We start from the raw sequence: 21,542 nt of genomic DNA, 5'->3' as shown, positions 1-21,542 counted from the left end.
GTTCAAAACATTCATTCCTAGCTTGCCAAATCCCCCCTGCCTTCATGCATGGAAGGGAAGCAGGTCAGCCTCGCGATTTCAATTCCGCAATTCGCGCCATAATCGCCTCGGTGGCCATTTCGGCGGCGTCCGGGCCTTTGTCTTCTTTGAAAGCCGACAAATCGACAGGCGGGCCGTAAACTACTTTCATCTTGCGAAAAAGTTTATAATCCCCAATAATTGCAACCGGCACTACGGCAGCATCGCTGCGGAGCGCGAACGTAGCGGCTCCTCGCTTGCCAATGCCCGCGTCTTCCCCTTTGTTTCGGGTGCCTTCGGGAAATATCCCCATAACATGACCCTCACGAAGCAAGGTTAGCGCGGTTTTGATCGACTCCTTGCTCACACCGCCCCGTTTCACGGGGAAAGCTCCCAGTTGCTTGATGAGCCAGCCTAAGCCGACGATATCAAACAATTCTTTCTTGGCCATAAAATGAACCTTCCGCTGCAGCAAAATGCCGATGGTCGGCGGATCAAGATTGCTTATGTGATTGGAGCATAAAAGAACTCCTCCCTCAGCAGGGATATGTTCCAAGCCGTGGGCTTCCAAGCGGAATAACAGCTTGTAAATGAGGCGCAGCGCGCCCCGGCAAAAACTGTAGATCATTCCGTTTCTCTCTTTCTTACATAAGTTCTGCACATGGAAACGATGGTCTCGGCCACCTCATCCAGCGTCATGTTCGTGGTATCCAGCAGGACGGCGTCTTCCGCCTGTCGGAGCGGAGAAATTTCCCTTTCCCGATCCAGCCGGTCGCGTTCGTCCATATCGCGAATGAGCTGCTCCAAGGTGATCTGGTCCTGCTCCTTCATCTCCTTGTAGCGCCGACGGGCCCGTTCCTCAACACTGGCCGTCATAAAAACCTTGACTTCGGCATCAGGAAGAACCGTTGTACCGATATCGCGGCCGTCCATGACGACGCCTTTGCGCAAAGCCATTTGCCGCTGTAGAGAGACAAGCCTGCCTCGCAGCCCCTCGATTTGCGCATATCGGGACACCTGGGCGTTCACCGCCAGGGAGCGGATCTTCTCCGTCGCCTCTTGGCCGTTGACGCTTACCCGCTGCCCATCTTCTCCGGGTATTAATTCAATAACCAGATTGGGCACCGTTTGAAGCACTTGTTCCTCATCTTCCGGTTTGATTCCAAGCTGCTGAAAATACCAGGTTGCCGCCCGGTACATGGCACCGGTGTCGACGTAAATGTATGACAGCATGCCTGCAACCCTGCGGGCGATCGTACTCTTGCCGGCTCCGGCCGGTCCGTCGATCGCGATGTTGATTTTGTCATAAGATGATGACGCTCCGCTAGCCAAAAGGGTATTCCTCCTCAGAAGACGGTCTCAAGAAAAAAGCAGGCATTGCCTGCGACGTGAAAATTATACCACACAAAGCAAAGGGATGCAAAAGCCTTCCGCGAGCAATAGCGGATTCTAACGGTTTTCCGCACGGCGGATCGGAGTCCCTTCATATTTTTCGGCCGAAGCCATAAAATGGCGGATGGCCGGAAGCGTTAAAAGCGCCTGGAACAGAATCAGGCAGCATAACAGCACGAGCAGCGCCTTGCGAAACCACAACTCCACCTTGTCCGAAAATTGCAGAAACATCGAAACGTAAAATTCCCGGTCCTTTTTTTCACGCATGACTTCACCCCTTTATGCCTAACAATGGATTTTCCCGCCTTAACAGGTTATCCAAAAAAAAGGGTGAACCTTCATATCCGTCTGCAGGCACTTTAAGTTATCGATTTCTGAAATCGAATTGACGTTCAAAACAGTAGCGGATAATTTTTTGCCGCTCCATATCGGAGATGTTGACGAATTTCAACATAACGAGGTCTCTGCCCGTCTCCAGCTTTTTGGTCCGCACCACCTCGGCTTCAAACGGTGCGTGCTCGACGGATCCGTTCTTGTAAGGAATCAGCAGCCAGCAATATAGCTGGTCGCCCTCCATAAGTCTGTATTTGCCGTCGCAAATCAGAGAAACGCCCCCGCCGCCAACATCTTCGGTCAACGCTACAAACCGGGTATTGTCCTGCACACGGACCGCGATTTCCAGCTCGGCAACGACCCGCAAATAATGCCGGCGTTGAATTTTGGTGACCGCCTCCGGCTCCGGCTTGCGGATACGGATGAGCTGAACCACATCGTCCGCAAATCCGAGGACGTATGTATTAAAGTAATTTTTCACGCCGCCTTCGGTTAAAAAATAGATAGACAGCTCGTCCCCCACAAAAAGCCTTCTAATTCTTCCGCTGCCGACTTCGATCGGCACCTCGACCAGGTAAAAATCATCCCCAATGTCCGCGATTCGCGATTTGCACTCCTTGTCATCTTCCTTTTTATCCGCAGAGGCGACCTGGATATAAATTAAATCATTCACTTTTGGCAACAACGTCCCCACCGACCCCTTTATTCATCTAGCTGCTTTTCGTCACGTTACCGATTATATCATGAGGCGGGGCATTGGAGGAGAGTTTTGTCCCGATCAAATGGTAAACAGAAAAAGGAGAACCCGTGTGGGCCTCCTTCTCTGTGGCAGGTATGAACTTTAAGAACGGGTTCCCTGTCCCCGATTTCGGATCTCTTCGACCGTTTCTTCGGCCCCTGTTTCCGCATTGATAAAAATCTTATAATCCGAGCCGTTGATCGATCCCCCGAATTCGTAGGTCAGCACCTTCTCGGACATTTCGTTCTCGATCAGGGCCAGACGATGGTATTTCTCTTTATATTCCGAATTCAGGAACTTGCGCGCTTGCTGCAGCGTCAGCTTCGGCTTGGACACCTTTTCCCGGTTTTCCCGTTCGTAAACATAGTCGCTGGCCTGCATGCCCGTCACTTGGCCGTTGTCCAAACCAACCCTTACGGTTAGTTTTTCGGGGTAAATCAGTACGTCGTTTTGCTTGGATACGAAAGTAAAGGTACCTATATTGTCATATTCGTCATAGGCGACCGGGGTAACATCCCGGAATCCCTTATCCTGCAGGAATTTTTCCGATGCCGCTCTGGCTTCGCGGGTCCCGATCGCTTTAGGACCGATGTTCCGGTCATGCACATAAGAGATCAGATGACCCCCGTTTCGGGTAAAGTCCAGGGTCACCGTCTCTCCCTGATTGCCGTGAAGCTGTGCCGTATAGGAGGCCCATTCGGTACCGCGGCCGTTTTCAACAACTTTAAACGCGTTAGAATTCGCTGTGCCCATAAAACGGGCGGCTTCCGTCTTGATCTTTTGCTCGGTCACCGGGGTTCCGCCCAATTTCTTGACCGAACGTTTATTGTACATGCTTGATACGGAGGGCCCCCAATCCAGCTCGGGATATTCGCCCACTCTCTTGTCCACGGTTTTGAATCCGTCGATGATCGTGTTGTCGCGGGGCTCCCTTTGACTGGCCAAGGCCGTCTCCACGTCCATCCAGCGCAGCCGGTTGCTGATCACCTTGTTTTGGACTTCCTGAAGGTTCTTCGAGATCTCCGCGGAGCTTTTATAAAGTTCCTTCAAATTTTTAAGTTCGCCATCGGTCAGAGGCTGCTTCGTTAAATCCCGGATCGCCGTCTGATAAGAAAACTTGGAGATTCGGGACAAAAACTCCTCGGTTTTGTTAAACGGCAGCAGCGTCAGCGGCAGCTGATTGATTTCGTTCTGGGCTTCGCTCGTGATCCGCCACACATTGACCAGACCCTTCCGGTGCGAGCCGGTCGATGCGGTATGTACCGCCAGCGTATTCCCGAGTTCGCGGTGGAGTTTGTCCACATGAAAGGACAAATCATGAAACGCCCGTTGATATTGGTTCTCCGCCTTGATCAGTATCGCGTTTTTTTCCTGGTTCTCCTGATAACCCCAAACCAGCGCACCGATCAGTAGAATCGTGGCAACCGGAAAAAGAATAGCACTCAATCGTTTGTACATGGGTATTCGCACTCCCTTCTTCAACTGTCTGAGGGTAGTTTGACATGAAGTTGGGAGGTTTATGCATGCTTAGAGGTGTTCCTCCTCGATTTCAAAAGCATTGCGGTTATCGCAGATACACTGCTTGAATCCCGTATCGATCTGCCCCTTCTCCTTTTTGCCGCGGAGAATAAATCTTTCCCCGCAATTCTTGCATACGATTTTCACTTTTACGCGCACAAAAAAGGCACCCCTTTCAGAATACCGGCTATTCGCCTTGTTTCCAAAATAAAGGATGCCCTCTTTGAATTCTTCTTAATCTTGTCCCCTGGCTTCCGTAAGACGGAAGGGGGAACGGTTGTTGGCGCGATACATTTTGCCGATCCCTCCATACCACAAAAAGGCCATTAGAGGGACGATGTACCAGATCCAGTAATGACTCACGTTATCGAGGATCCAGTCGTAAACACCGTGCCATAGGAGCGGAAGCAGCAAGGAATAAATTAAAAACTTGGTGCTCTTCCGTCCAGTGGAAAATTTGGCTCTCCCCATATAATACCCCATCATCACGCCGAACATCGCATGACCTGAAACCGGAAGCAGCGCGCGCACGATCATCGTTCCGATCGAAGCGTGGCTGGCGAAAGCGTAGATAACGTTCTCCACGGTGGCAAAACCCAATGAAATCGCGGCCGCATACAAAATACCGTCATAGGGTTCGTCAAATTCCGTGTGATTATAGATCATATGGAACAAAACGAACCACTTCAAGGTTTCCTCAACCCCGGCGGAAATGCCGAAGGCTGAAATGAACGGGCCTTCCCCGAGCCAGATCGCGATGCCGCGCTGCACGATCATGACCGGGAGGACGATCAAGAAACCAAGCATAAACACTTTAATCACCATATGCAGTGGTTCGGCATCATACTTGTCCTTCAGATAAAAATAGGTCAAGAGAGCAATACCGGGAGCAACCGCTGCTGTGGCAATCGAGAAAAAGAGCAACGGTATCCCCCCCTTACCTTCCTCAATGACCGTCCTTATCTCCCGTGCTTCGTTTAACGCAAAAAAATCAACCAACATTAATCCTGACGTTTAAAATGGCTGCAGATGACGCCGATTGCGTTCTCCGCCATGATCACGTCTCCGTATTCGTCCAGCATGGCCGATGTTACGGAGGTAGCCTCGCCGAATTCGGCAAGAACGGCAATCAATGCCGGCACTTTCGTCTCGTCAAGCTCGTCAGGTTCCAGCCTCAGAACCCATTTCCCGTTATATTTATACAGTCTTCCGGCATCGTCAAGCATAGGCCGGAGAACGTGAGCCGCTTCAATCAGCACCTCAAAATCATCGAAAGAGTAGAGAATCGTATCGCTCTGTTCCAGCGTCACTTCCATCTCGTAAACTTCCTCGGGCAGTTCATCCTCGTAAGGCGAACTTGCTCCAAAATGATGGTGATCGTATTTGCCTCGTGTAACGATGACGACCATGCCTTGCGCAGGAAGCGCGAATACTTCCACCGCTAAAGGACCTGTGGCATCAAAGCCCACTTCGTTGTATGCCTGATCCATCATCTCCGTGAACAGATCATGGACCTTCGGAATTTCCTGCCACATATCCTCTTTCTGAATACCGCGTTCGCTCAGATCGTCAAACGTGAGGAAAATCCGTATTTTATCCTGACCAAGTCTTTCAATCCTCATACAGGATCCTCCTCTCCATGCCGTGTTATAACAGATTATGAAACCTGCTGTAATATGTGCTGGAAATGGTTCTTTGTAAGTATGTTATCACTAATTTTCCCTAAATGCACGCAATAAAATAATCAAAAAAAGAATCATTTTCCGCAATCCTCCAAAGGGAGCGAAAAATGATTCTTAGCCTTGCCAAAATTAGAAGCCGGGGACGGCCGTACGTGTTTCTTTGAGGATCGCTTCCACCTCGCGGCGGACATCGGCGTCCCCCTTAATGAAATCCGATATTTGCTTCAAACTGTATTCTTTCGAATGACCCGAATTTGTCGATGAAACCGAACTGGGAAACACCTGGGCCGTTGGATCGGCTCCATTCTTTTCCGAACCTGAATTCGAGGCTGCATGAGAAGACTTGTCGTGTTGTTTCCCATCATTCATTGCCGGCAGCTTAATCATGGATCCCGCTTCGCTAAGCATGGACATCCAGCCGCCTTTTCGCCGGGATGCCAAGCCCGTCGCCACAGCGCCAAGGATAACGCCGAATAAAAACGTGGAAGATTTCACCTAAACAACCTCCTTAGATATGTTAAAATCAGTTGTAGTGTTCGCGCTTTACGACAAACTCATGCGGCATAAATACAGGAAAGCGAGTTGATACGCTTGATCAGCAAAAAAGCGCTGCTTATCGCAGCCTTGTGTCTGTTGTTAAGCTCCTGCGCCCAGAAGCAGGCCGAGCCGGACAAGGCGGAGCAGACACCTCCGGCCGCCGAACAAACCGTACCGGCAAACAATTTATCCGGCGGCGAAGCGGGCGGCACGCCAACGGACAAGGAAGAGAGCCCGCCGCAAACCGGCGAGCCGGGCAAGCCGAACGTCGGGAAGGCGGAAGAAACGGAACCTCCGGCATTGCTGTACCATATCGATAAAGCCTACAATGTCAAACCGAATGAGGACGCAACGGAGAAAAAAGTCGTTTTGCTGACCTTCGACGACGGCCCGAAGGAGAAAGAGATGATCGAGGGCTTGATCGATACGTTGGATAAACATCAGGCGAAGGCGATCTTTTTCGTGAACGGTTATCGCGTAAAGGAGAATCCGGACCTGCTGACCCTGATTCACGAGCGGGGACAGATTATCGGGAATCACAGCTGGGATCATATCGATCTTAAGAAAGAATCGGCGGCCAGCGCCCGCAAGCAGGTGGAGGACGTACAGAACATTGTGGAGGAAACGATCGGGGAGCGTCCGCGCTTTTTCCGGCCGCCGTTCGGTTCGGGCAATGACCGGCTCCATAAGATCGTGGAGGAGAACGGAATGATCTATATGACCTGGTCAAACGGCTCTTTGGACTGGGATTCCAAAAACAAAAACAAACCGGAGGCGGTTATCCAGAACGTGCTCGACCAGCTTCATGCCGGAAGCAATATTCTCATGCACGAGCTGCCGTGGACGGTGGAAGCGCTCGATGAACTGTTGACGAAGCTGGAGGCGAAGGGATACGGGTTCGTCGATCCCCGCAGCATCGGCGACAAGCCGGCTGCCAGTCAATAACCGTAGCAACATGAGCATAAAAGGGGCTGTCCCTCGTCATTATTATGACTTTTGGGACAGCCCGTTTTTTATATTCACTTAGACGGCTTCAAGGTGTCCACCCCGCCCATATACTTGCGCAAGGCCTGCGGAATATGTATCGATCCGTCCTCCCGCTGGTGGTTCTCAAGTAAAGGGATCAGAATTCGCGGTGACGCGGCAGCCGTATTGTTCAGGGTGTGGCAGTATTCAAGCTTCCCTTCCGCGCCCCGGCAGCGTATGTTTGACCTGCGGGCCTGAAAGCTGTGCAGATTGGAAGAGGAGTGCGTCTCGCCGTAAGCCCCGCGGCTGGGCATCCAGGTTTCAATATCATACTGCTTGTAGGTTTTTTGCGACATGTCCCCGGCGCAAACCGCCATCACCCGGTACGGAAGCTCGAGCATATTCAGCAGGCGTTCGGCATGCCCGGTGATCTCTTGATGAAGCGATTCCGACACGGCGGGGTCCGGGCTGCAGATGACAACCATCTCCACCTTGGCGAACTGGTGAACCCGGTAAAGCCCGCGGACATCGCGTCCTGCCGACCCCACTTCATTGCGGAAGCAGGTCGAGACTGCAGCCAGCTTGATCGGCTCGCTTACATCCACGATTTCATTTTCATAAAATGAAATGAGCGGAACCTCCGACGTGCCTGCAAGCCATAGATCTTCACCCTGAATCCGGTATGCCTGGTCTTCTCCCGTAGGGAAAAATCCCGTGTTCCACATTTGCGCGCCCCGCACGAGCATAGGAACCTCCAGCGGATGAAAGCCGGCCTCCATCACGAGATCCAGAGCAAGCTGCTGAACCGCGCGATGCAGGAGCATTCCCGTGCCCTGCAAATAATAACTGCGGCTGCCGCCAACTTTGACGCCTCGGGGGATGTCCAACATCCCGTGCAAAAGGCCAAGCTCCACATGGTCACGGGAGTAGAAGTCGAACTTCGGCGGCTCTCCATGTTTGCGGAGCTCCACGTTATCCGCGTCGCTGTTCCCTGGCGGCGTGTCGGGCGAAGGAACGTTCGGGACTAGGCCCATCAGCCGGTCGAATTCCCGCTGCGTCGACTCCAACTCCGTCTCGACAGCCCTTAAATCCTCATTCAAGCGCCTTACCCGCATTTTCAAACGATCGGCGCCCTCTTCCGGCCAATGTCCCGATTTGGAACATTCGGCTATGATTTTCGTACTCCCGTTTCTCTGCCGCCGCAACTCTTCCGCTTGTTTCAACAAATCGCGCCGCTGCTCGTCCCGCCGGAGCAACTCCTCGATCGAGACGCCGATTTTTTTGGCGTCAGCCGCCATTTGAACCGCTTCCCGATGTTCCCGAATCCATCTAACATCCAACATAACAATACCGCCCCTTCCGCATGGTAAAAAGACAAAGAGCGCCCTCATCCTTGGGACGAGGAGCGCTCTGCTCGCGGTGCCACCCAACTTATTACAACGATTCAAGCGCTGTAATCACTTGGTTCCGCGATAACGGGCGGTCCGGTAAACTTGGAGAAGACCGGGCTTCTCCTGGCGAAAACGCCTCCGAGTTGGATGCTCATCATCGGCATAGTGCGGATTTGAAATTTTTCTTATTTTAGCTAAAATGAAGCGGAAATTCAACCCCGATGGACAGCCCGTATTTCTCACCCCAAGGCGAATCGCTTAGTCCCCACCACAGCAGAACGAGCAAAATCGCCACAAAAACATAAAGAAGAGAATTGAAAAACCATTTCGTCCATTTGATCCGCTGCGAAGGATAAAGCTCCCTGCGGGGCGGGAGCTTGCTGACCTCCACCTCGCCCGGGTCCTCCTCGTCCACAAGGGTAATCATCCCGGAAGCATATCCTTCGGATGCCTCGGCAGGAATGGCCCTCGTTGATGTGACGCCGCCGTCGGCCGATGCGCTCCTTCCATTTTTGCGGCTCCGTTTATGACGTTCCGATCTGCTTAAACGTTCGTTCATGATTCCCTCCGATATTTTATGACTAATCCCGAGATGAGGTCGATGAGAAAGTGACAAACGATCGGTGCCCAGAGGGTTCCGGTTTGCACATAGATATAACCTAAACCATAGCTGCTGGCAAAGACCCAGCCTGTCGGCAGCCAATGCCTCAAGTAACGGATATGAATCGCCGCAAAGAGCACGCTTGTCCAATACGGTCCGATTCCGTTTTGGATAGCGCCGCGAAACAACAGCTCCTCGCATACCGACACGACCAGGGCGATCACAATAATGTGCCAAACGGGCCTTGTCCTGAAAAGCTTGCTGTTAATCCCTCCGTCATCCATCGCTTCCTCCATGATGAATTTGGAGAGCAGTGCGTCGATCAGAAGCATGGCGGCGGCCAGGCCGGCACCCCAATATAGGAAATTTGGATCATTTGGAAGTTTCAAGATAGAAAGTGGGTTTCTTTTCTGAAAAAAGAGAATGATTAAGCCGATAAATAAAGCAAGTCCCTGAGTAAAGTACAGATTGATCAGCAGCAGTCGATCATCGAGCTGAGCCGGATCCACTTTTTGAATTTTTACGTTGCCGAATTTGAATTTTTTCATAGTTTTTGTCAGACCCTGTCCTTTAAAATATGGTGTAAAGATGCATCCGGCATAGTCTCGCAAGACTCACGGACTAAAACATGGATAAGGAGCGTTCGTTCTATGAACAGAAAGAAATCATCGCGTTTTGAGGTCTGGTTTACCTTCGGATTCCTGTTTACGCTGATCGCAGCGTTCGGCACCTTCATGCTCGGCCTGAGCATGGGGATCACCCGTACGGAGGCCAAGTACTTGAATTATAAAGCCTCCGCGCTCGAATCGGAAACCGAGGTTTCCTACGGGCAGCAGGATCTCGTCACATTCTATTATGTCGTTTATCAGCCCTATCAGCAATTTAAAGAAGAGTACATAAGCATGACAGATCGCCTTCAAAGCGCCGACTCCAAGCTTGCAGCGGCCAAAATTTTAAAGGAGGCTCAGGAGTCCGCCCAGAACCAATACGGCCTCATTTCGGCCAACCCGATTTCGGGCTCTTCGCCGCTGTTGAAGCAAGCCCAGAACGATATATTAAAGAGCCTGAAGCTGTTTGACGAAGGAATCTCCCGCAACGTATCCTTCATGAGCGGCGAGACCGGGCCGAAACTAGCCCGGATCTTGTCAAGCGATGAATTTGCGAAAAACGCCATGGATTACGGCCTGAAAGCCCAAAGCAAGTTCTATGCTTCAATTTTAAAATGGAGCGCCAAAGCCGATCAACAAATTCCGGATAATTATACATTCCGGGCCGACACCTTGATCAAGCAGTGGAAGACGTTCTCGTTGGCCCAGAAGAACAAAGCGGTGTCGGACATGATGCAGAACAGCAGATTATATGTATCTTATCTGCCGCAGGATATGACGGCTAAAATCGATCAAATGATCGCAAGCGGCAAGGCTTCCGCCTTGAAACTAAATTCTGTGTCTTCAATTGTGAAAATCCTCACAGAAACGGAAGCCGTCCAAAGCAAGGAGTTCATGAAATGGAAAGCGACATATTATAAATCCGAGATTCTACCCGAACTCCCTTTCTTTGCGGGAAGCTGAGATTCGCGTTCAGTCGAGAGTTTTCGACATACCTAAAATGATAACTAAAATGCTACCGCGATTCAAGAACCGCCCGGCCTATCGCTTCGCGGGATTTGAAAGAGTATTGACACCCTCTTACGCAGCATGATACATTATGAAAAATTAGATTTGCAAAACACGTTGAAGGAAAAGAAGTCGTCCGGAAGCTCCCAGAGAGCCGGTGGTGCTGCGAACCGGTAGCGGAAAGGCAACTTCAGCGATCCTGAGTCACTGCGTTGAACCTCTTGGCCTAAGTCAGTAGGCGCAGTCGGATGAATTCCGTTATCATTCCGTCATTTCGACACTGAGGCTATGTCCTGCAAAGGCGCAGCGAATTAGGGTGGTACCACGAACAACTCTCGTCCCTTACTACGGCAGTAGTATGCGGTTCGGGAGTTTTTTTATCACCTGTTTTCAAAGGACATAGCTTAAAGTGGCATAATTTGGCCGACCTCCGCTCTTTGACGCACTATAACGGCAGTGGAGAAAAGCGTCCCCGTTTGCGACTGCTTTCGAAGGATGTCCGTCAAGTATGACCATCCTTACGAACAGCAATCCTATAAAAAAATACTTAGGAGGAAGAAATCATGTTTAAAGTGTTAGTATCGGATCCGATCAGTGACATGGGGATCCAGCAACTGATGGACGCAAACGACGTCGTCGTAGAGAAAAAGACAGGGCTCACCGAAGATGAACTGGTTCAAATCATCCCTGAGTATGACGCTCTGCTCGTCCGCAGCCAAACGAAAGTGACCGAGAAGATTATGGAAGCCGGCAAAAACCTGAAGGTGATCGGACGAGCCGGTGTCGGCGTCGACAACATTAACTTGGAAGCCGCCACGAAGCGAGGGATTGTCGTGATCAACGCCCCCGACGGCAACACGATTACAACCTGTGAGCATGCTTTTGCGATGATGATGGCCTTGGCACGCCATATTCCTCAAGCCTATGCCAAGACGATCCAAGGCACTTGGGACCGTAAATTCCTCGGCGTCGAGCTGCGCAACAAAACATTGGGCGTACTCGGGATGGGCCGAATCGGCAGCGAGGTCGCCAAACGGGCCAAAGCGTTCGGCATGGACATCCTGGGTTATGATCCGTTCCTGACCGAGGAGCGCGCCGAGAAGCTTGGCATCAAGCTGGCAACGGTGGATGATATCGTGCGGAATGCCGACTTCATTACGGTGCATACCCCGCTCACGCCGGAGACGAAGCACATGATTTCGCGCCCGCAATTCGAAGTGATGAAGAAAGGCATGCGGATCATCAACTGTGCGCGCGGCGGTGTGGTTGACGAATTGGCGCTGGTCGAGGCGATCGATCAGGGAATCGTTGCCGGTGCCGCCTTTGACGTCTTTGAAAAAGAACCGCCTGAAGCGGATCACCCTTTCCTGCATAACCCGAAAATCATCGTGACCCCTCATTTGGGCGCGTCCACGGTCGAAGCACAGGAAAATGTGGCGATCGACGTTTCGGAACAGGTGCTGCATATTTTGCGCAACGAACCGTTCAAAAACGCCGTCAACATGCCACCGGTAGCCCCTAGCGTCATGAACAAGCTGCAGCCTTACTTCGAGCTTGGCGAGAAACTCGGCGCATTTGCCGCCCAACTGAACAACGAGGCGGTTCAAGAAATCCACGTCGATTACGCGGGCGATTTGTCCGAGGTCGATACGCAGCCGCTGACCCGCTATATCATTAAAGGGGTGCTGTCCCGCCATTTCGGCAGCGACGTCAACATCGTAAACTCGCTGCACCTGGCCAAGGCCCGCGACGTTAATGTGGTCGTTTCCCAGGCTTCCGCCACCAAAGGGTTCACGAACCTGATCAGCGTTTCGCTGAAAACCCAGGACGGCTCGGAACGCCGCGTTGCCGGAACTTTATTGAACGGATACGGCGCCCGGATCGTGCAGATCGACAAGTTCCCGGTCGATATCGCTCCCGAAGGCCATCTGATCTTTATTTCGCACAACGACAAACCCGGCATTATCGGCAGCGTCGGCACGCTGCTCGGCAAGAACGACGTCAATATCGCGGCGATGCAAGTCGGACGTAAAATCGTCGGCGGCGAAGCGATCATGGTCCTCACCGTCGATAAAGAAACGCCAAAGGAAGTGCTCAGCGATCTGACAAAATTGCCGGAAATTAACAAAGCGCAACAAATTGCCTTCGAATAAAGAAAAATCAGATATGTTTCACGTTGAACAAGATTTATCTTCCGCGTTCAACAAAAAAACACCCTTTTCTTAAAGGGTGTTTTTTTGATTTTATCTTTCCTGCGGTTTCTCGACAGGAAGAAGCATATGAAAGATCGTGCCTGTACCGGGCTCGCTTTCGGCATGGATCGTTCCGCCATGGGCGTCCACGATATTTTTCACGATGGAAAGACCGAGCCCCGTCCCGCCTCTTTCGCCCCGCACCCGCGCCTTATCGGCTTTGTAAAACCGTTCGAAGACGAAGGGCAAGTCGTCGGCCGGGATCCCGACGCCGCTGTCCTTCACGCTGACATGCAGCGCGGGCCCTTCCCGCTGCGCCTCCATCGCCGCACCGATCACGATCCCACCGCCATCCGGCGTATGGCGAAACGCATTATCCAGGAGATTCGTCAGCACTTGCTCCAGGCGGTCTTCATTCGCATGGGACAAGTGCAAGCCGCTTTCCCCAAGATCAAGTTGCAAGGCGATTTCGTGCTCCTTCGCCCGGACCAGAAATTTACGGTATACCCTTTCGGCCAGTTCCCGGAAATCCACCTCACGCATCGGCATGTCGGTATGGCCGGCCTCCATGCGCGCCAGGTCCAACAGATCGCGGACCAACCGGCCCATCCGCAGCGACTCGTCGTGGATGACCTGCACCAGTTCGGCGCTCTCCTCGGGCGATGTCGCCATTCCGTCCAACAGCGCCTCGCTGTATCCCTGCATCATCGACAGCGGGGTGCGAATTTCGTGGGATACGTTGGCTACGAAATCCCGCCGCATCTTCTCCAGCCGGACTTCCTCGGTGACATCTCTTAACACCGCGACGGCCCCGCGGATCTCCCCGTCGGAGGTAAGCGGCGCCATATGCACGGACCACACGCCCTTTTTGACATGAATGTTCATGCTTTGGTCGCCTTCCTGGGCCAAAATCCGATGAAACATCTCCATCAGCGGCTTGGGCACTTTGTTGGCGTTCCCCGGCCCGGATGCGGATGAAGCCGCCCCCCCTTCCGGATCGCCTGCTTCCTGCTCCGACAAATCCCCCCACATCTCCAGTATGCGATCCCCCGGGGGATTGGTCAGGATAACATAACCGTTTCCGTCCAGTGTGATTACGGCGTCGTTCATACTGCGAAGCACGCTGGAGAGATGCTCTTTCTCGTGATTCAAACTGCGGATCGTCTTCTCCAGTTCCTCGGCCATATGATTGAACGTGTTGGAGAGCACGCCGATTTCATCGCTGGTACGCAGAGATAACCGGGTGTCGTACTTTCCTTTTCGGACCGAATCGGCCGCCTGGATCAGCCGCTGCATTGGTTGAGTTATTTTGGTAAACAAAAACAAGGCAAAGAATGTAGTCAGAGAGAACCCAATCATCCCTATAATGACGAACAGCTGTTTAACCGCTCCGGAATTCGTGAAGTTGGTGTCGATATACGGGAGCAGGAACAAGCCCATGGAAAGCAGGACAAACGCAACCAGACAAATGATCGTAATCCACAGTTTGCCGACAAGCGTTCTCCAGAAGCGCACTTATTTCGCGACCTCCAGTTTATATCCTACGCCCCAGACCGTCGTTATCATGGCTGCGGATTCGGGCGAAACCTTATTCAGTTTTTCGCGAAGACGCTTGACATGCGTATCGACCGTGCGTAGGTCACCGAAAAATTCGTAGTTCCATACATCTTTCAACAGCTCCTCCCGGGAAAATACTTTATCCGGAGATACCGCTAAATAATGTAGAAGTTCATATTCTTTCGGTGTAAGACTGACCTCATGGCCGCTGGCCGTCACCCGGTGGGCGTCATGTTCAATGACGAGGTGCGGGAACACGATGTTGTTGCTGGTTCCGCTCTCCTTGGTCAAATAGGCGGTCGCCGAAGCGCGGCGCATAATCGCTTTGACCCGGTATATCACTTCACGCGGGCTGAACGGCTTTACCACGTAATCGTCGGCACCGACTTCAAACCCTTGAACGCGATTGATTTCCTCCCCCTTGGCCGTCAGCATCAGAACCGGCGTGGATTTCACCTGCCGCAACCGATTGCAGACCTCCACGCCATCGATTCCTGGCAGCATGACGTCGAGCAGAATCAGCCCGTAATCATTGGACGTCGCTTTTTTCAGCGCCGTTTCGCCGTCTTCGGCTTCATCGATTTCGTATCCTTCCTTTTCCAAATACATCTTAAGCAGGCGGCGAATCCGCTCTTCATCGTCGACTACCAGAATGCGATTTTCTTGATCTGACATGGACAACAACCCCTATTCATCATCTTACATTTCAGCTTAACGGCAAAACTTCGAGATCAGGCGCGAGCTTAATCCGTTCCCGCATAGGAATGAAGCCCGGCAATAATAAGGTTTACGCCCACGAGCGTAAACATGACAACGAGGAACCCCAGAACGGCAAGCCAAGAAGCCTGCTTGCCCTGAAATCCGCGGGATAACCGTAGATGCAGGTATGCGCTGTAATACAGCCATGTAATCAAAGCCCAGACTTCTTTGGGATCCCAGCCCCAAAACCGCCCCCAGGCTTGCTGCGCCCAGATCATGGCAAATACAAGCGCCCCCAGCGTAAAGATCGGGAACCCGATCGCGATGGCCCGGTAGCTGATCTCGTCGAGATCATCCGGGTCGATCCCCTTCAGCATAGGAGCCAGCAGTTGACTGAGCGGCCGACGGAGGATAAGCCTTAGCAAGGCATAAATAACGATACCTGATAGTATCGACCACAATACCGTGTTGAATTTACGGCCCGCATTGACGCCCTTCATCCAGGACGGAGCTTCAAACAAAGCCTGATCCATCCCCAGGAAAGGCTGGATGGATTCGATCTTGCTGTTATGAGGAGCCACGATAGGCGGCAATTTGTACACTTCTTTACCTATTGTACTATTTTCCTCTACTTGGCTGTCAATATTTGTCGTATTTTGAGTGAAAACCGCTTCGTATCCGGCGGCACGGAACGAGTATACCGAGACAATGAAGCCCACTACTATAATAATAGAAAAAAGCGTAAATTCAACCCATCTTTTTTGCCGGCGGCCACTTTTGTCATGGCTGCCAAAGTTGACGGTCCGCAGCAAATACATCAGCCCGGCGGCGAAACCAACCGCGAAGAAGGATTCTCCCGTCGCGGCCAAGGTGACATGAATGTACAGCCAGATGGATCTCAGTGACGGGATCAGAGGCTGCACTTCCTGCGGGAACACCGCCGCATAAGCCATCACCAGAATCGCAAGCGGCAGCGCGAACATACCGAGCAATATTTTGCGGTAAATGAGAAAAACGACCGTAAAGGCGATCATGATCATCATCGACAGGAAACTCATGAATTCGTACATGTTGCTTACCGGAACATGTCCGCTGTAAGCCCAACGGGTCCCGCAGTAGATCAGGTGGGCCAGAAGTCCGAGCGATGAGGTCGCGAAGGAAATGCGTCCCCATTTGCGTTCATGCTGCTTGGGGTCCCGGTTCTTCCACGTTTTCCCCGTTACCGCGATCGCGTAAAAGATAAATGAGAGACAATAAAGATAAAAGGCACTTACAAACGCCAGCCTGCTGATCTCCAAAAAATTCATGACCGTTCCCCCCCGTTTTCCAATTCCTTCTCATTCACATCCACGTTCATTCCCTTCAAGAACGCGGCTACTTCCCGGCGCAGGCCAAACCAATTCTTCGACGTATGGGCGCCGAGCGTCACTACACCGTTATCGATGCGCAGCCAGATCCGGCGGTGATGCCAGTAGAATCCCATAACCAGTCCGATCATCACAATGCCGAGTCCCAGCCAGACAAAAGGCATCGCGCGGTCGACGCGAATGTTCAGATAACTGGAAGACGCGATAAAATCGACATCGTCCATCCCGAGGACGTCCAGCGAAAGTTTGTTCTGAAGTCCGCCCAACTTTTTGTTGATCGCATCCTGTTGAAAACGCTCTTTGTCAACGGCTTTGGGAAAATAAATATATTGAACCCCTTCTTCCGGTAAATCGGGTCCTTTCACCAGGAATAAAAAAGCCGGAGCATTCGGATCGTTCGATTTGGAGACCGGCTGCCCCTTTTCGTTGAGGGAAAAGTCCATGTACTTGTTCTTAAGCTCCAGCGTGTAAGGTCCCAGCTCGTATTTCAGCTGCGGGTCGGTCATGTCCAGTTGAAACTTGCCGTACTGTTTTCCCGTTTTCACATCGACCAGAACGGGTTTCACGGACCGAAGCTTCGGCGTAAGATCGAAATCGAACTGATAGGCTTTAACCCCCTGGTAATTCAAGGGATCGTTGACGCGAATCGCATGCTGTTTGACTTCCGTAAGCTCCGGCTCTTTGGAGGGATCGTCGCAATTCGCCGTACATTTATAGAGCACCGCTTTGGTCTCGAACAGCTTGGGAACGACTTTTCCGGTTTCCCGGAATTCCTCGGACATTTCTTCTTCCGTATAGTATTCCACGGTGAACTTCTCATTCTTAAGATACAAATTCGTACCGGGAATTTTCGTGATCTCCCCTTCGGGGAACCAGTAATGCTTGTCAAGATGCAAGCCCGGAAGACCGCGGAACAGCACGGCCAGCAGGAACACGATCAGTCCGATATGAATAACGTAGGGTCCCCAGCGGCTGAACCGCTGCTTCTCCGCCAGCAGCGCATCGCCGTCCGTGTGCACGCGGTAACCTTTTTTCTTCAACGGGGCAATCGCCCGCTGCGTCCAAGCTGCACCGTCCTCCTGGATGGGTCCCCGGTAAACCACCTTTTGGCGCGTAAGGAACTGCATGTGCTTCCTGATCTTCTGCTTTGAAAGCGCTTTGTAAAGCGGCAACACCCGGTCCAGGCTGCAAATGACCAGGGAGGCCCCGATCATGACGAGCAGCGTGACGAACCACCAGGACTCATACGTATGGGACAGCCCCAGCTTGTAATAAATGTCCCCAATCGTCCCGTACTTTTCTTTATAAAAGGTAGAGGGATCGAAACTGACAAAATTGCTCTCCTGTTCGAAGATCGTCCCGAATATGGCCCCGATTAGGGTAAATATGATCAGATATACCGCAACTTTCACCGAAGAAAAGAAATTCCAGATTTTATCGATCCAATTCGGGTTGGCCCGCTGCGAGCGCCGGGCGGCCCCGTCATACCGCATTTCCAGCAGCTCAGTGGAATCGCCGCTGTCGTCCAGGGGTTTCCCGCACGCTTCGCAGAGAACCGTACCGACCCGATTCTGATGACCGCACTCGCACTTCGTGTTCTTAATCATGGCTACTACGCCCCCTTATCGTCGTCAAGGATTTACCAGCTGCTTGATTTGGTCGTCCAGTGTCTCCAAATTCAGCTCCCCTTCGTGGATAGAGGCGATTCTGCCCTTCTTGTTCACAAAAAAGGTCGTCGGCATCGGCACCACGCCGTAATTGCGGACCGCATCGTTCTCAAAATCGTGAAGGACCGGGAAATCGATGCCCAGTTGCTCGGTAAAATTCCGCACGGTCATTTCATCTTCTCCGGTATTGATTCCCAGCACAACAACCCCTTGATCGCGCCATTTTTCCCATTGCGCCTGAAGGGCCGGCATTTCGTTTACGCAATAGGTACACCAGGTTGCCCAAAAATTGAGGACCACGGCTTTTCCTTTGTACTCCTCCAGCGTATGTACCTTACCATCCAGCCCAAGCAGCTTGACGGCAGGAGGCTTGTCCCCGAGTTCCGGCTTCCCGCTTTCCCCGCCGAATACGGCCGAGCTGATGGCATATCCTCCGAGTATGACGATAAAAACCAATATAATGATTTGAACAGGTCGTCTTGCTTTCCCCATAAAACAACTCTCCTCTGTGACGAATATCATAATCAACGACAAAAAAGTGAACATCCTATGAACATTATATCGAAAAGGAGCGTCTTTTCCGCCGGGGAAATTTTGAATATTATGTGACCTTCTCAATTATATAATAAAATCGCATCGCTGCAATTCAAAAGGCCGCTCATCCGGCGGCCTCCCTGCTTTAAAATATTTGACGAGAACGCTCAGCGTTCTCTATGGCTTCTCCCGATCGTCGATTCTCGGATGATCAGTTCCGGATCGATCCGCTGGACCGCGCTTCTTTTGATCCTTCCTTCGATGCGCTTCAGCAGCATCTCGGCGGCGGCCAGTCCGATCTTATCGGCAGGCTGCCGGACGGTCGTCATCTGCGGATGCAGTTGCGAGGCGATGTATTGATCGTCATACCCCACCACCGCAACTTGTTCGGGAATTGGGATTCCCGCTTCCATCAGCGCGTTTACGACGCCCAGGGCAATATTGTCATCGCCCGCAAAAACGGCCGTCGGCAGCTTCCCTTTCTCCAACCACCGCCTGCCGGTCTCGTAGCCGAAGGCGATTTCAAAGTCTCCGTTAACGATTTCAAAAGGGGCGATTCCTTTTTCCTCAAGGGCTTGGAGAAATCCCGCCCGGCGTTCCCGGGTGCTTCGGAACGTTTCGTTTCCGCACAGATGGGCTATGGAAGTATGGCCGAGTTCCAACAAATGCGATGCGGCGGCATAACCGCCCTTCAAGTTGTTGATCGTTACGGAAAAAGTGTCATTTTCCGGTTTCTGGTTATCGATCAGGACGTAGGGTATCCCCCGCCGCTTCATTTCCACAATGTAGCTGTCCTCCTCCATCGGGGAGAGAAGAATCAGCCCGTCAACCCGGTCTTCCTGAATCAAATAGTGGCTCCCGTCGGAACCCAGACCGTTCGACACCGAGATGGCCAGAAAATAACCGTGCATGGCCAGCACTTCATTCATTTCTTTTACGATAGCATCGAAAAAGGAGTCTTGAAGTGTTGTCACAATCAAGCCGATAATCCCCGTCTTCCCGCGGGCCAGACTTCTCGCGGCGGCATTCGGCCGATAATCCAGCTCCCGGATGGCATCCAGAACCTTTTGCCGGTTCTTTTCCCGGACCGTCTCCGCCCCGTTTAACACGCGCGATACCGTGACTACGGATAGACCCGACTTTTTGGCCACGTCAAAAATGCTAACTTTCATACCCATTTCTCCTTGCGGCATCATATTCCGACCCAGGGTCTAACCCAAGTATACATTGCCGGAAGCTCTTCCGCTAACCCCGTTTTCAAAAAAGCCGCCCTTCCGGGCGGCTCGCTAAGCAATCTCCGCAAAATTTTACCGGTTCAAGATTTCAGTCACTTTCTTCTGAATTACCGGCATCACTTCCTCCACGGTTTTATGGCCGGTTTCGATCGGCTGCATCTCATTGATAAACATATCGTTGATTTGCGAATAGTGAACGACAAGGTGGTTATACGACTCAAAACCATACTTTGTCGATCCTTCGATAACTTTCTTGATATCCTCCGGTTTGATCCCTTCAAAATGCTTGTAATATGATTCGGCCGCCTTGGAATTAACGGGCGGATTGCCGCCGCTGAGCTCGATGGACTTCTCCTGGATTTCATCCGTCAGCAGGAACTTGATCCACTCGAACGCTTCTTTCGGATGTTTCGAATCCTTCAGAATCATCAGCGGATCGACAAACAGGTTGCTCCGAACCTTGTCGTTCCCGCCCCAAGGTACCGCCGCCACACCGACCTTAAACGGAAAATCGTTGGAGCCCGCGAGAATCCAGGAACCGCCTACCGTCATACCGATTTTGCCGGCCACAAACGGATCGCCGTTCTGACCCGCGACGCTCTTGCTCCATTCGGAAGTCGGCGACACTTTTTCTTTGAAGATCAGGTCAAAGAGCTTGTTATAGGCGGCGATCACTTCCGGAGAATCAAAATGCGTCTCCGACGGTACGCCGCCGTTCGTCCAAGTATCCTCCGAATACGGCTCCGCTCCGAAATACAGCGGTTTCATATCGCGTTCGGACCAGGCGAAATCCAGGCCGTATTGGGTTTTGGCGATGTCGTCGGAATGCACGGTCATCTTTTTGGCATCCTCAACCATTTTGTCGAAAGTCCAGCTCTTGTCCTCATAATCGCTCGGCGGGTACGGCAAATTGGCCGCATCAAACATGTCCTTGTTATACATCATCAAGGTTACGTAGATATTGACCGGTATACCGTAGGTTTGCCCTTTCACTTTATAAATTTCCATCAATTCCTTGGGAATGCTGTAGGTAGCGGGATCAAACCCGTCTTCCTTCATCAGGTCGGTCAAATCAAGCAGCATGTCTTTATTGTAATATTCCGCGAAACCGCCATACCCGTAGTGGCTCGTCACATCGGGCGAATTGCCGCCGGCGATCAGCGTCTGCAGTTTGCTGTCAAACTGCTCATAAGGAGCTTTCTCCACTTTGACTTTGATATTGGGATGCTGCTTCTCAAATTCAGGGATAAGCTGTTCGATAAACGTGCGATCCGGGGAATCGATCGTGTAATGCGTGATGGTCACTTGACCGCCTCCGCCGGAGTCCGTTCCTCCACCGCCGCCAGGGACCGTATCCGCAGCCGACTTCCCGCCGGCGCAGCCCGACAGGGATATCGCCGCAAGCAGCAACAATACCATACCAATAACACCTTTCCGCCTTCTCCGAATGTTCATGTTCCAATCCTCCTAATCGATTTATCATTTTGATTTCCGCGCT

22 protein-coding genes and 1 other annotated feature are annotated in these 21,542 nt (G+C 51.9%); of the genes, 3 read left to right on the top strand and 19 right to left on the bottom strand.

The window, feature by feature from the left end:
• Positions 1–64: 64 nt before the first annotated feature.
• From V4U84_RS09635 to V4U84_RS09595, 9 genes are all read right to left on the bottom strand, one after another.
• Positions 65–646 (bottom strand): lysophospholipid acyltransferase family protein, encoded by a 582-nt coding sequence (locus V4U84_RS09635; protein ID WP_334071604.1) that lies wholly within the window; start codon positions 644–646, stop codon positions 65–67.
• Positions 643–1,350 (bottom strand): (d)CMP kinase, encoded by a 708-nt coding sequence (cmk, locus tag V4U84_RS09630; protein WP_334071605.1) that lies wholly within the window; start codon positions 1,348–1,350, stop codon positions 643–645. Before cmk ends, V4U84_RS09635 begins: the two co-directional genes overlap by 4 nt.
• Positions 1,351–1,467: 117 nt before the next feature.
• Complete coding sequence (locus V4U84_RS09625; protein WP_334071606.1) at positions 1,468–1,677, bottom strand: hypothetical protein; 210 nt, start codon at positions 1,675–1,677, stop codon at positions 1,468–1,470.
• Positions 1,678–1,774: 97 nt separating this feature from the next.
• Complete coding sequence (locus tag V4U84_RS09620) at positions 1,775–2,428, bottom strand: flagellar brake protein (RefSeq protein WP_334072050.1); 654 nt, start codon at positions 2,426–2,428, stop codon at positions 1,775–1,777.
• Positions 2,429–2,584: 156 nt separating this feature from the next.
• The gene (gene ypeB, locus V4U84_RS09615) at positions 2,585–3,940 is read right to left on the bottom strand and encodes a germination protein YpeB (protein WP_334077110.1); all 1,356 of its coding nucleotides are present in this window, start codon (positions 3,938–3,940) and stop codon (positions 2,585–2,587) included.
• Between the two features lie 69 nt (positions 3,941–4,009).
• On the bottom strand, positions 4,010–4,159 hold the full coding sequence (locus tag V4U84_RS09610; protein ID WP_334071608.1) for a hypothetical protein: 150 nt from the start codon (positions 4,157–4,159) through the stop codon (positions 4,010–4,012).
• A gap of 75 nt (positions 4,160–4,234) precedes the next feature.
• Positions 4,235–4,924: a glutamic-type intramembrane protease PrsW gene (prsW, locus tag V4U84_RS09605; RefSeq protein WP_334071609.1), complete on the bottom strand. Its 690-nt coding sequence runs from the start codon at positions 4,922–4,924 to the stop codon at positions 4,235–4,237.
• A 77-nt stretch (positions 4,925–5,001) separates the two neighbouring features.
• A complete protein-coding gene (locus tag V4U84_RS09600; protein ID WP_148451882.1) occupies positions 5,002–5,622 on the bottom strand; it encodes a genetic competence negative regulator in 621 nt (206 codons plus the stop codon).
• A 189-nt stretch (positions 5,623–5,811) separates the two neighbouring features.
• Positions 5,812–6,177 carry a hypothetical protein gene (locus tag V4U84_RS09595; protein WP_334071610.1) on the bottom strand — a complete coding sequence of 122 codons (366 nt, stop codon included), beginning with the start codon at positions 6,175–6,177 and terminating at the stop codon, positions 5,812–5,814.
• 96 nt (positions 6,178–6,273) lie between these two features.
• On the opposite strand from V4U84_RS09595, the gene V4U84_RS09590 reads away from it, so the two are divergent.
• Positions 6,274–7,164, top strand: coding sequence for a polysaccharide deacetylase family protein (locus V4U84_RS09590; protein ID WP_334077109.1), 891 nt, complete (start codon positions 6,274–6,276; stop codon positions 7,162–7,164).
• A gap of 74 nt (positions 7,165–7,238) precedes the next feature.
• On the opposite strand, the gene serS is transcribed toward V4U84_RS09590, so the two are convergent.
• From serS to V4U84_RS09575, 3 genes are all read right to left on the bottom strand, one after another.
• Positions 7,239–8,528 carry a serine--tRNA ligase gene (gene serS / locus V4U84_RS09585; RefSeq protein WP_334077108.1) on the bottom strand — a complete coding sequence of 430 codons (1,290 nt, stop codon included), beginning with the start codon at positions 8,526–8,528 and terminating at the stop codon, positions 7,239–7,241.
• Between the two features lie 238 nt (positions 8,529–8,766).
• Positions 8,767–9,135: a hypothetical protein gene (locus V4U84_RS09580; RefSeq protein ID WP_334071614.1), complete on the bottom strand. Its 369-nt coding sequence runs from the start codon at positions 9,133–9,135 to the stop codon at positions 8,767–8,769.
• Entirely contained in the window at positions 9,132–9,725 is a 594-nt protein-coding gene (locus tag V4U84_RS09575; protein WP_334077107.1) for a CPBP family intramembrane glutamic endopeptidase, read from the bottom strand. Before V4U84_RS09575 ends, V4U84_RS09580 begins: the two co-directional genes overlap by 4 nt.
• A 102-nt stretch (positions 9,726–9,827) precedes the next feature.
• Here V4U84_RS09575 and V4U84_RS09570 point away from each other — a divergent pair, with 102 nt between their 5' ends.
• A complete protein-coding gene (locus V4U84_RS09570) occupies positions 9,828–10,748 on the top strand; it encodes a hypothetical protein (RefSeq protein ID WP_334077106.1) in 921 nt (306 codons plus the stop codon).
• A gap of 153 nt (positions 10,749–10,901) precedes the next feature.
• Positions 10,902–11,139 (top strand) — a binding site (T-box leader).
• A 217-nt stretch (positions 11,140–11,356) separates the two neighbouring features.
• Positions 11,357–12,946, top strand: coding sequence for a phosphoglycerate dehydrogenase (gene serA, locus V4U84_RS09565; RefSeq protein WP_334077105.1), 1,590 nt, complete (start codon positions 11,357–11,359; stop codon positions 12,944–12,946).
• Positions 12,947–13,036: 90 nt separating this feature from the next.
• Here the strand turns inward: serA and V4U84_RS09560 are convergent, their stop codons facing one another.
• The 7 genes from V4U84_RS09560 to V4U84_RS09530 all read right to left on the bottom strand — a co-directional run bounded on the left by V4U84_RS09560 (position 13,037) and on the right by V4U84_RS09530 (position 21,499).
• Positions 13,037–14,500 (bottom strand): ATP-binding protein, encoded by a 1,464-nt coding sequence (locus V4U84_RS09560; RefSeq protein ID WP_334077104.1) that lies wholly within the window; start codon positions 14,498–14,500, stop codon positions 13,037–13,039.
• Complete coding sequence (locus V4U84_RS09555; RefSeq protein WP_334071619.1) at positions 14,501–15,217, bottom strand: response regulator transcription factor; 717 nt, start codon at positions 15,215–15,217, stop codon at positions 14,501–14,503.
• A 68-nt stretch (positions 15,218–15,285) separates the two neighbouring features.
• Positions 15,286–16,548 (bottom strand): cytochrome c biogenesis protein CcsA, encoded by a 1,263-nt coding sequence (gene ccsA, locus V4U84_RS09550; RefSeq protein WP_334077103.1) that lies wholly within the window; start codon positions 16,546–16,548, stop codon positions 15,286–15,288.
• Positions 16,545–18,215 (bottom strand): cytochrome c biogenesis protein ResB, encoded by a 1,671-nt coding sequence (resB, locus tag V4U84_RS09545; protein WP_334077102.1) that lies wholly within the window; start codon positions 18,213–18,215, stop codon positions 16,545–16,547. The genes ccsA and resB overlap by 4 nt, the downstream gene beginning before the upstream one ends.
• Positions 18,216–18,239: 24 nt before the next feature.
• Entirely contained in the window at positions 18,240–18,767 is a 528-nt protein-coding gene (locus V4U84_RS09540; protein WP_334077101.1) for a peroxiredoxin family protein, read from the bottom strand.
• Between the two features lie 209 nt (positions 18,768–18,976).
• Complete coding sequence (locus tag V4U84_RS09535) at positions 18,977–19,981, bottom strand: LacI family DNA-binding transcriptional regulator (RefSeq protein WP_334077100.1); 1,005 nt, start codon at positions 19,979–19,981, stop codon at positions 18,977–18,979.
• A gap of 135 nt (positions 19,982–20,116) precedes the next feature.
• Positions 20,117–21,499 carry an ABC transporter substrate-binding protein gene (locus V4U84_RS09530; RefSeq protein ID WP_334077099.1) on the bottom strand — a complete coding sequence of 461 codons (1,383 nt, stop codon included), beginning with the start codon at positions 21,497–21,499 and terminating at the stop codon, positions 20,117–20,119.
• Positions 21,500–21,542 lie beyond the last annotated feature (43 nt).

Origin of the sequence: Paenibacillus sanfengchensis (assembly GCF_036864765.1) — a bacterium.
Classification (GTDB): domain Bacteria; phylum Bacillota; class Bacilli; order Paenibacillales; family Paenibacillaceae; genus Fontibacillus; species Fontibacillus sanfengchensis.
This window is presented reverse-complemented; position numbering and strand designations above follow the sequence as displayed.

Bases quoted from the DNA above. Each gene is read 5' to 3' on its own strand.
- ccsA (WP_334077103.1), bottom strand. From the start codon at position 16,548: ATGAATTTTTTGGAGATCAGCAGGCTGGCGTTTGTAAGTGCCTTTTAT.
- V4U84_RS09530 (WP_334077099.1), bottom strand. From the start codon at position 21,499: ATGAACATTCGGAGAAGGCGGAAAGGTGTTATTGGTATGGTATTGTTG.
- V4U84_RS09570 (WP_334077106.1), top strand. From the start codon at position 9,828: ATGAACAGAAAGAAATCATCGCGTTTTGAGGTCTGGTTTACCTTCGGA.
- ypeB (WP_334077110.1), bottom strand. From the start codon at position 3,940: ATGTACAAACGATTGAGTGCTATTCTTTTTCCGGTTGCCACGATTCTA.
- V4U84_RS09580 (WP_334071614.1), bottom strand. From the start codon at position 9,135: ATGAACGAACGTTTAAGCAGATCGGAACGTCATAAACGGAGCCGCAAA.
- V4U84_RS09540 (WP_334077101.1), bottom strand. From the start codon at position 18,767: ATGGGGAAAGCAAGACGACCTGTTCAAATCATTATATTGGTTTTTATC.
- V4U84_RS09535 (WP_334077100.1), bottom strand. From the start codon at position 19,981: ATGAAAGTTAGCATTTTTGACGTGGCCAAAAAGTCGGGTCTATCCGTA.
- V4U84_RS09600 (WP_148451882.1), bottom strand. From the start codon at position 5,622: ATGAGGATTGAAAGACTTGGTCAGGATAAAATACGGATTTTCCTCACG.
- V4U84_RS09555 (WP_334071619.1), bottom strand. From the start codon at position 15,217: ATGTCAGATCAAGAAAATCGCATTCTGGTAGTCGACGATGAAGAGCGG.
- V4U84_RS09575 (WP_334077107.1), bottom strand. From the start codon at position 9,725: ATGAAAAAATTCAAATTCGGCAACGTAAAAATTCAAAAAGTGGATCCG.
- serA (WP_334077105.1), top strand. From the start codon at position 11,357: ATGTTTAAAGTGTTAGTATCGGATCCGATCAGTGACATGGGGATCCAG.
- serS (WP_334077108.1), bottom strand. From the start codon at position 8,528: ATGTTGGATGTTAGATGGATTCGGGAACATCGGGAAGCGGTTCAAATG.
- resB (WP_334077102.1), bottom strand. From the start codon at position 18,215: ATGATTAAGAACACGAAGTGCGAGTGCGGTCATCAGAATCGGGTCGGT.
- V4U84_RS09625 (WP_334071606.1), bottom strand. From the start codon at position 1,677: ATGCGTGAAAAAAAGGACCGGGAATTTTACGTTTCGATGTTTCTGCAA.
- V4U84_RS09635 (WP_334071604.1), bottom strand. From the start codon at position 646: ATGATCTACAGTTTTTGCCGGGGCGCGCTGCGCCTCATTTACAAGCTG.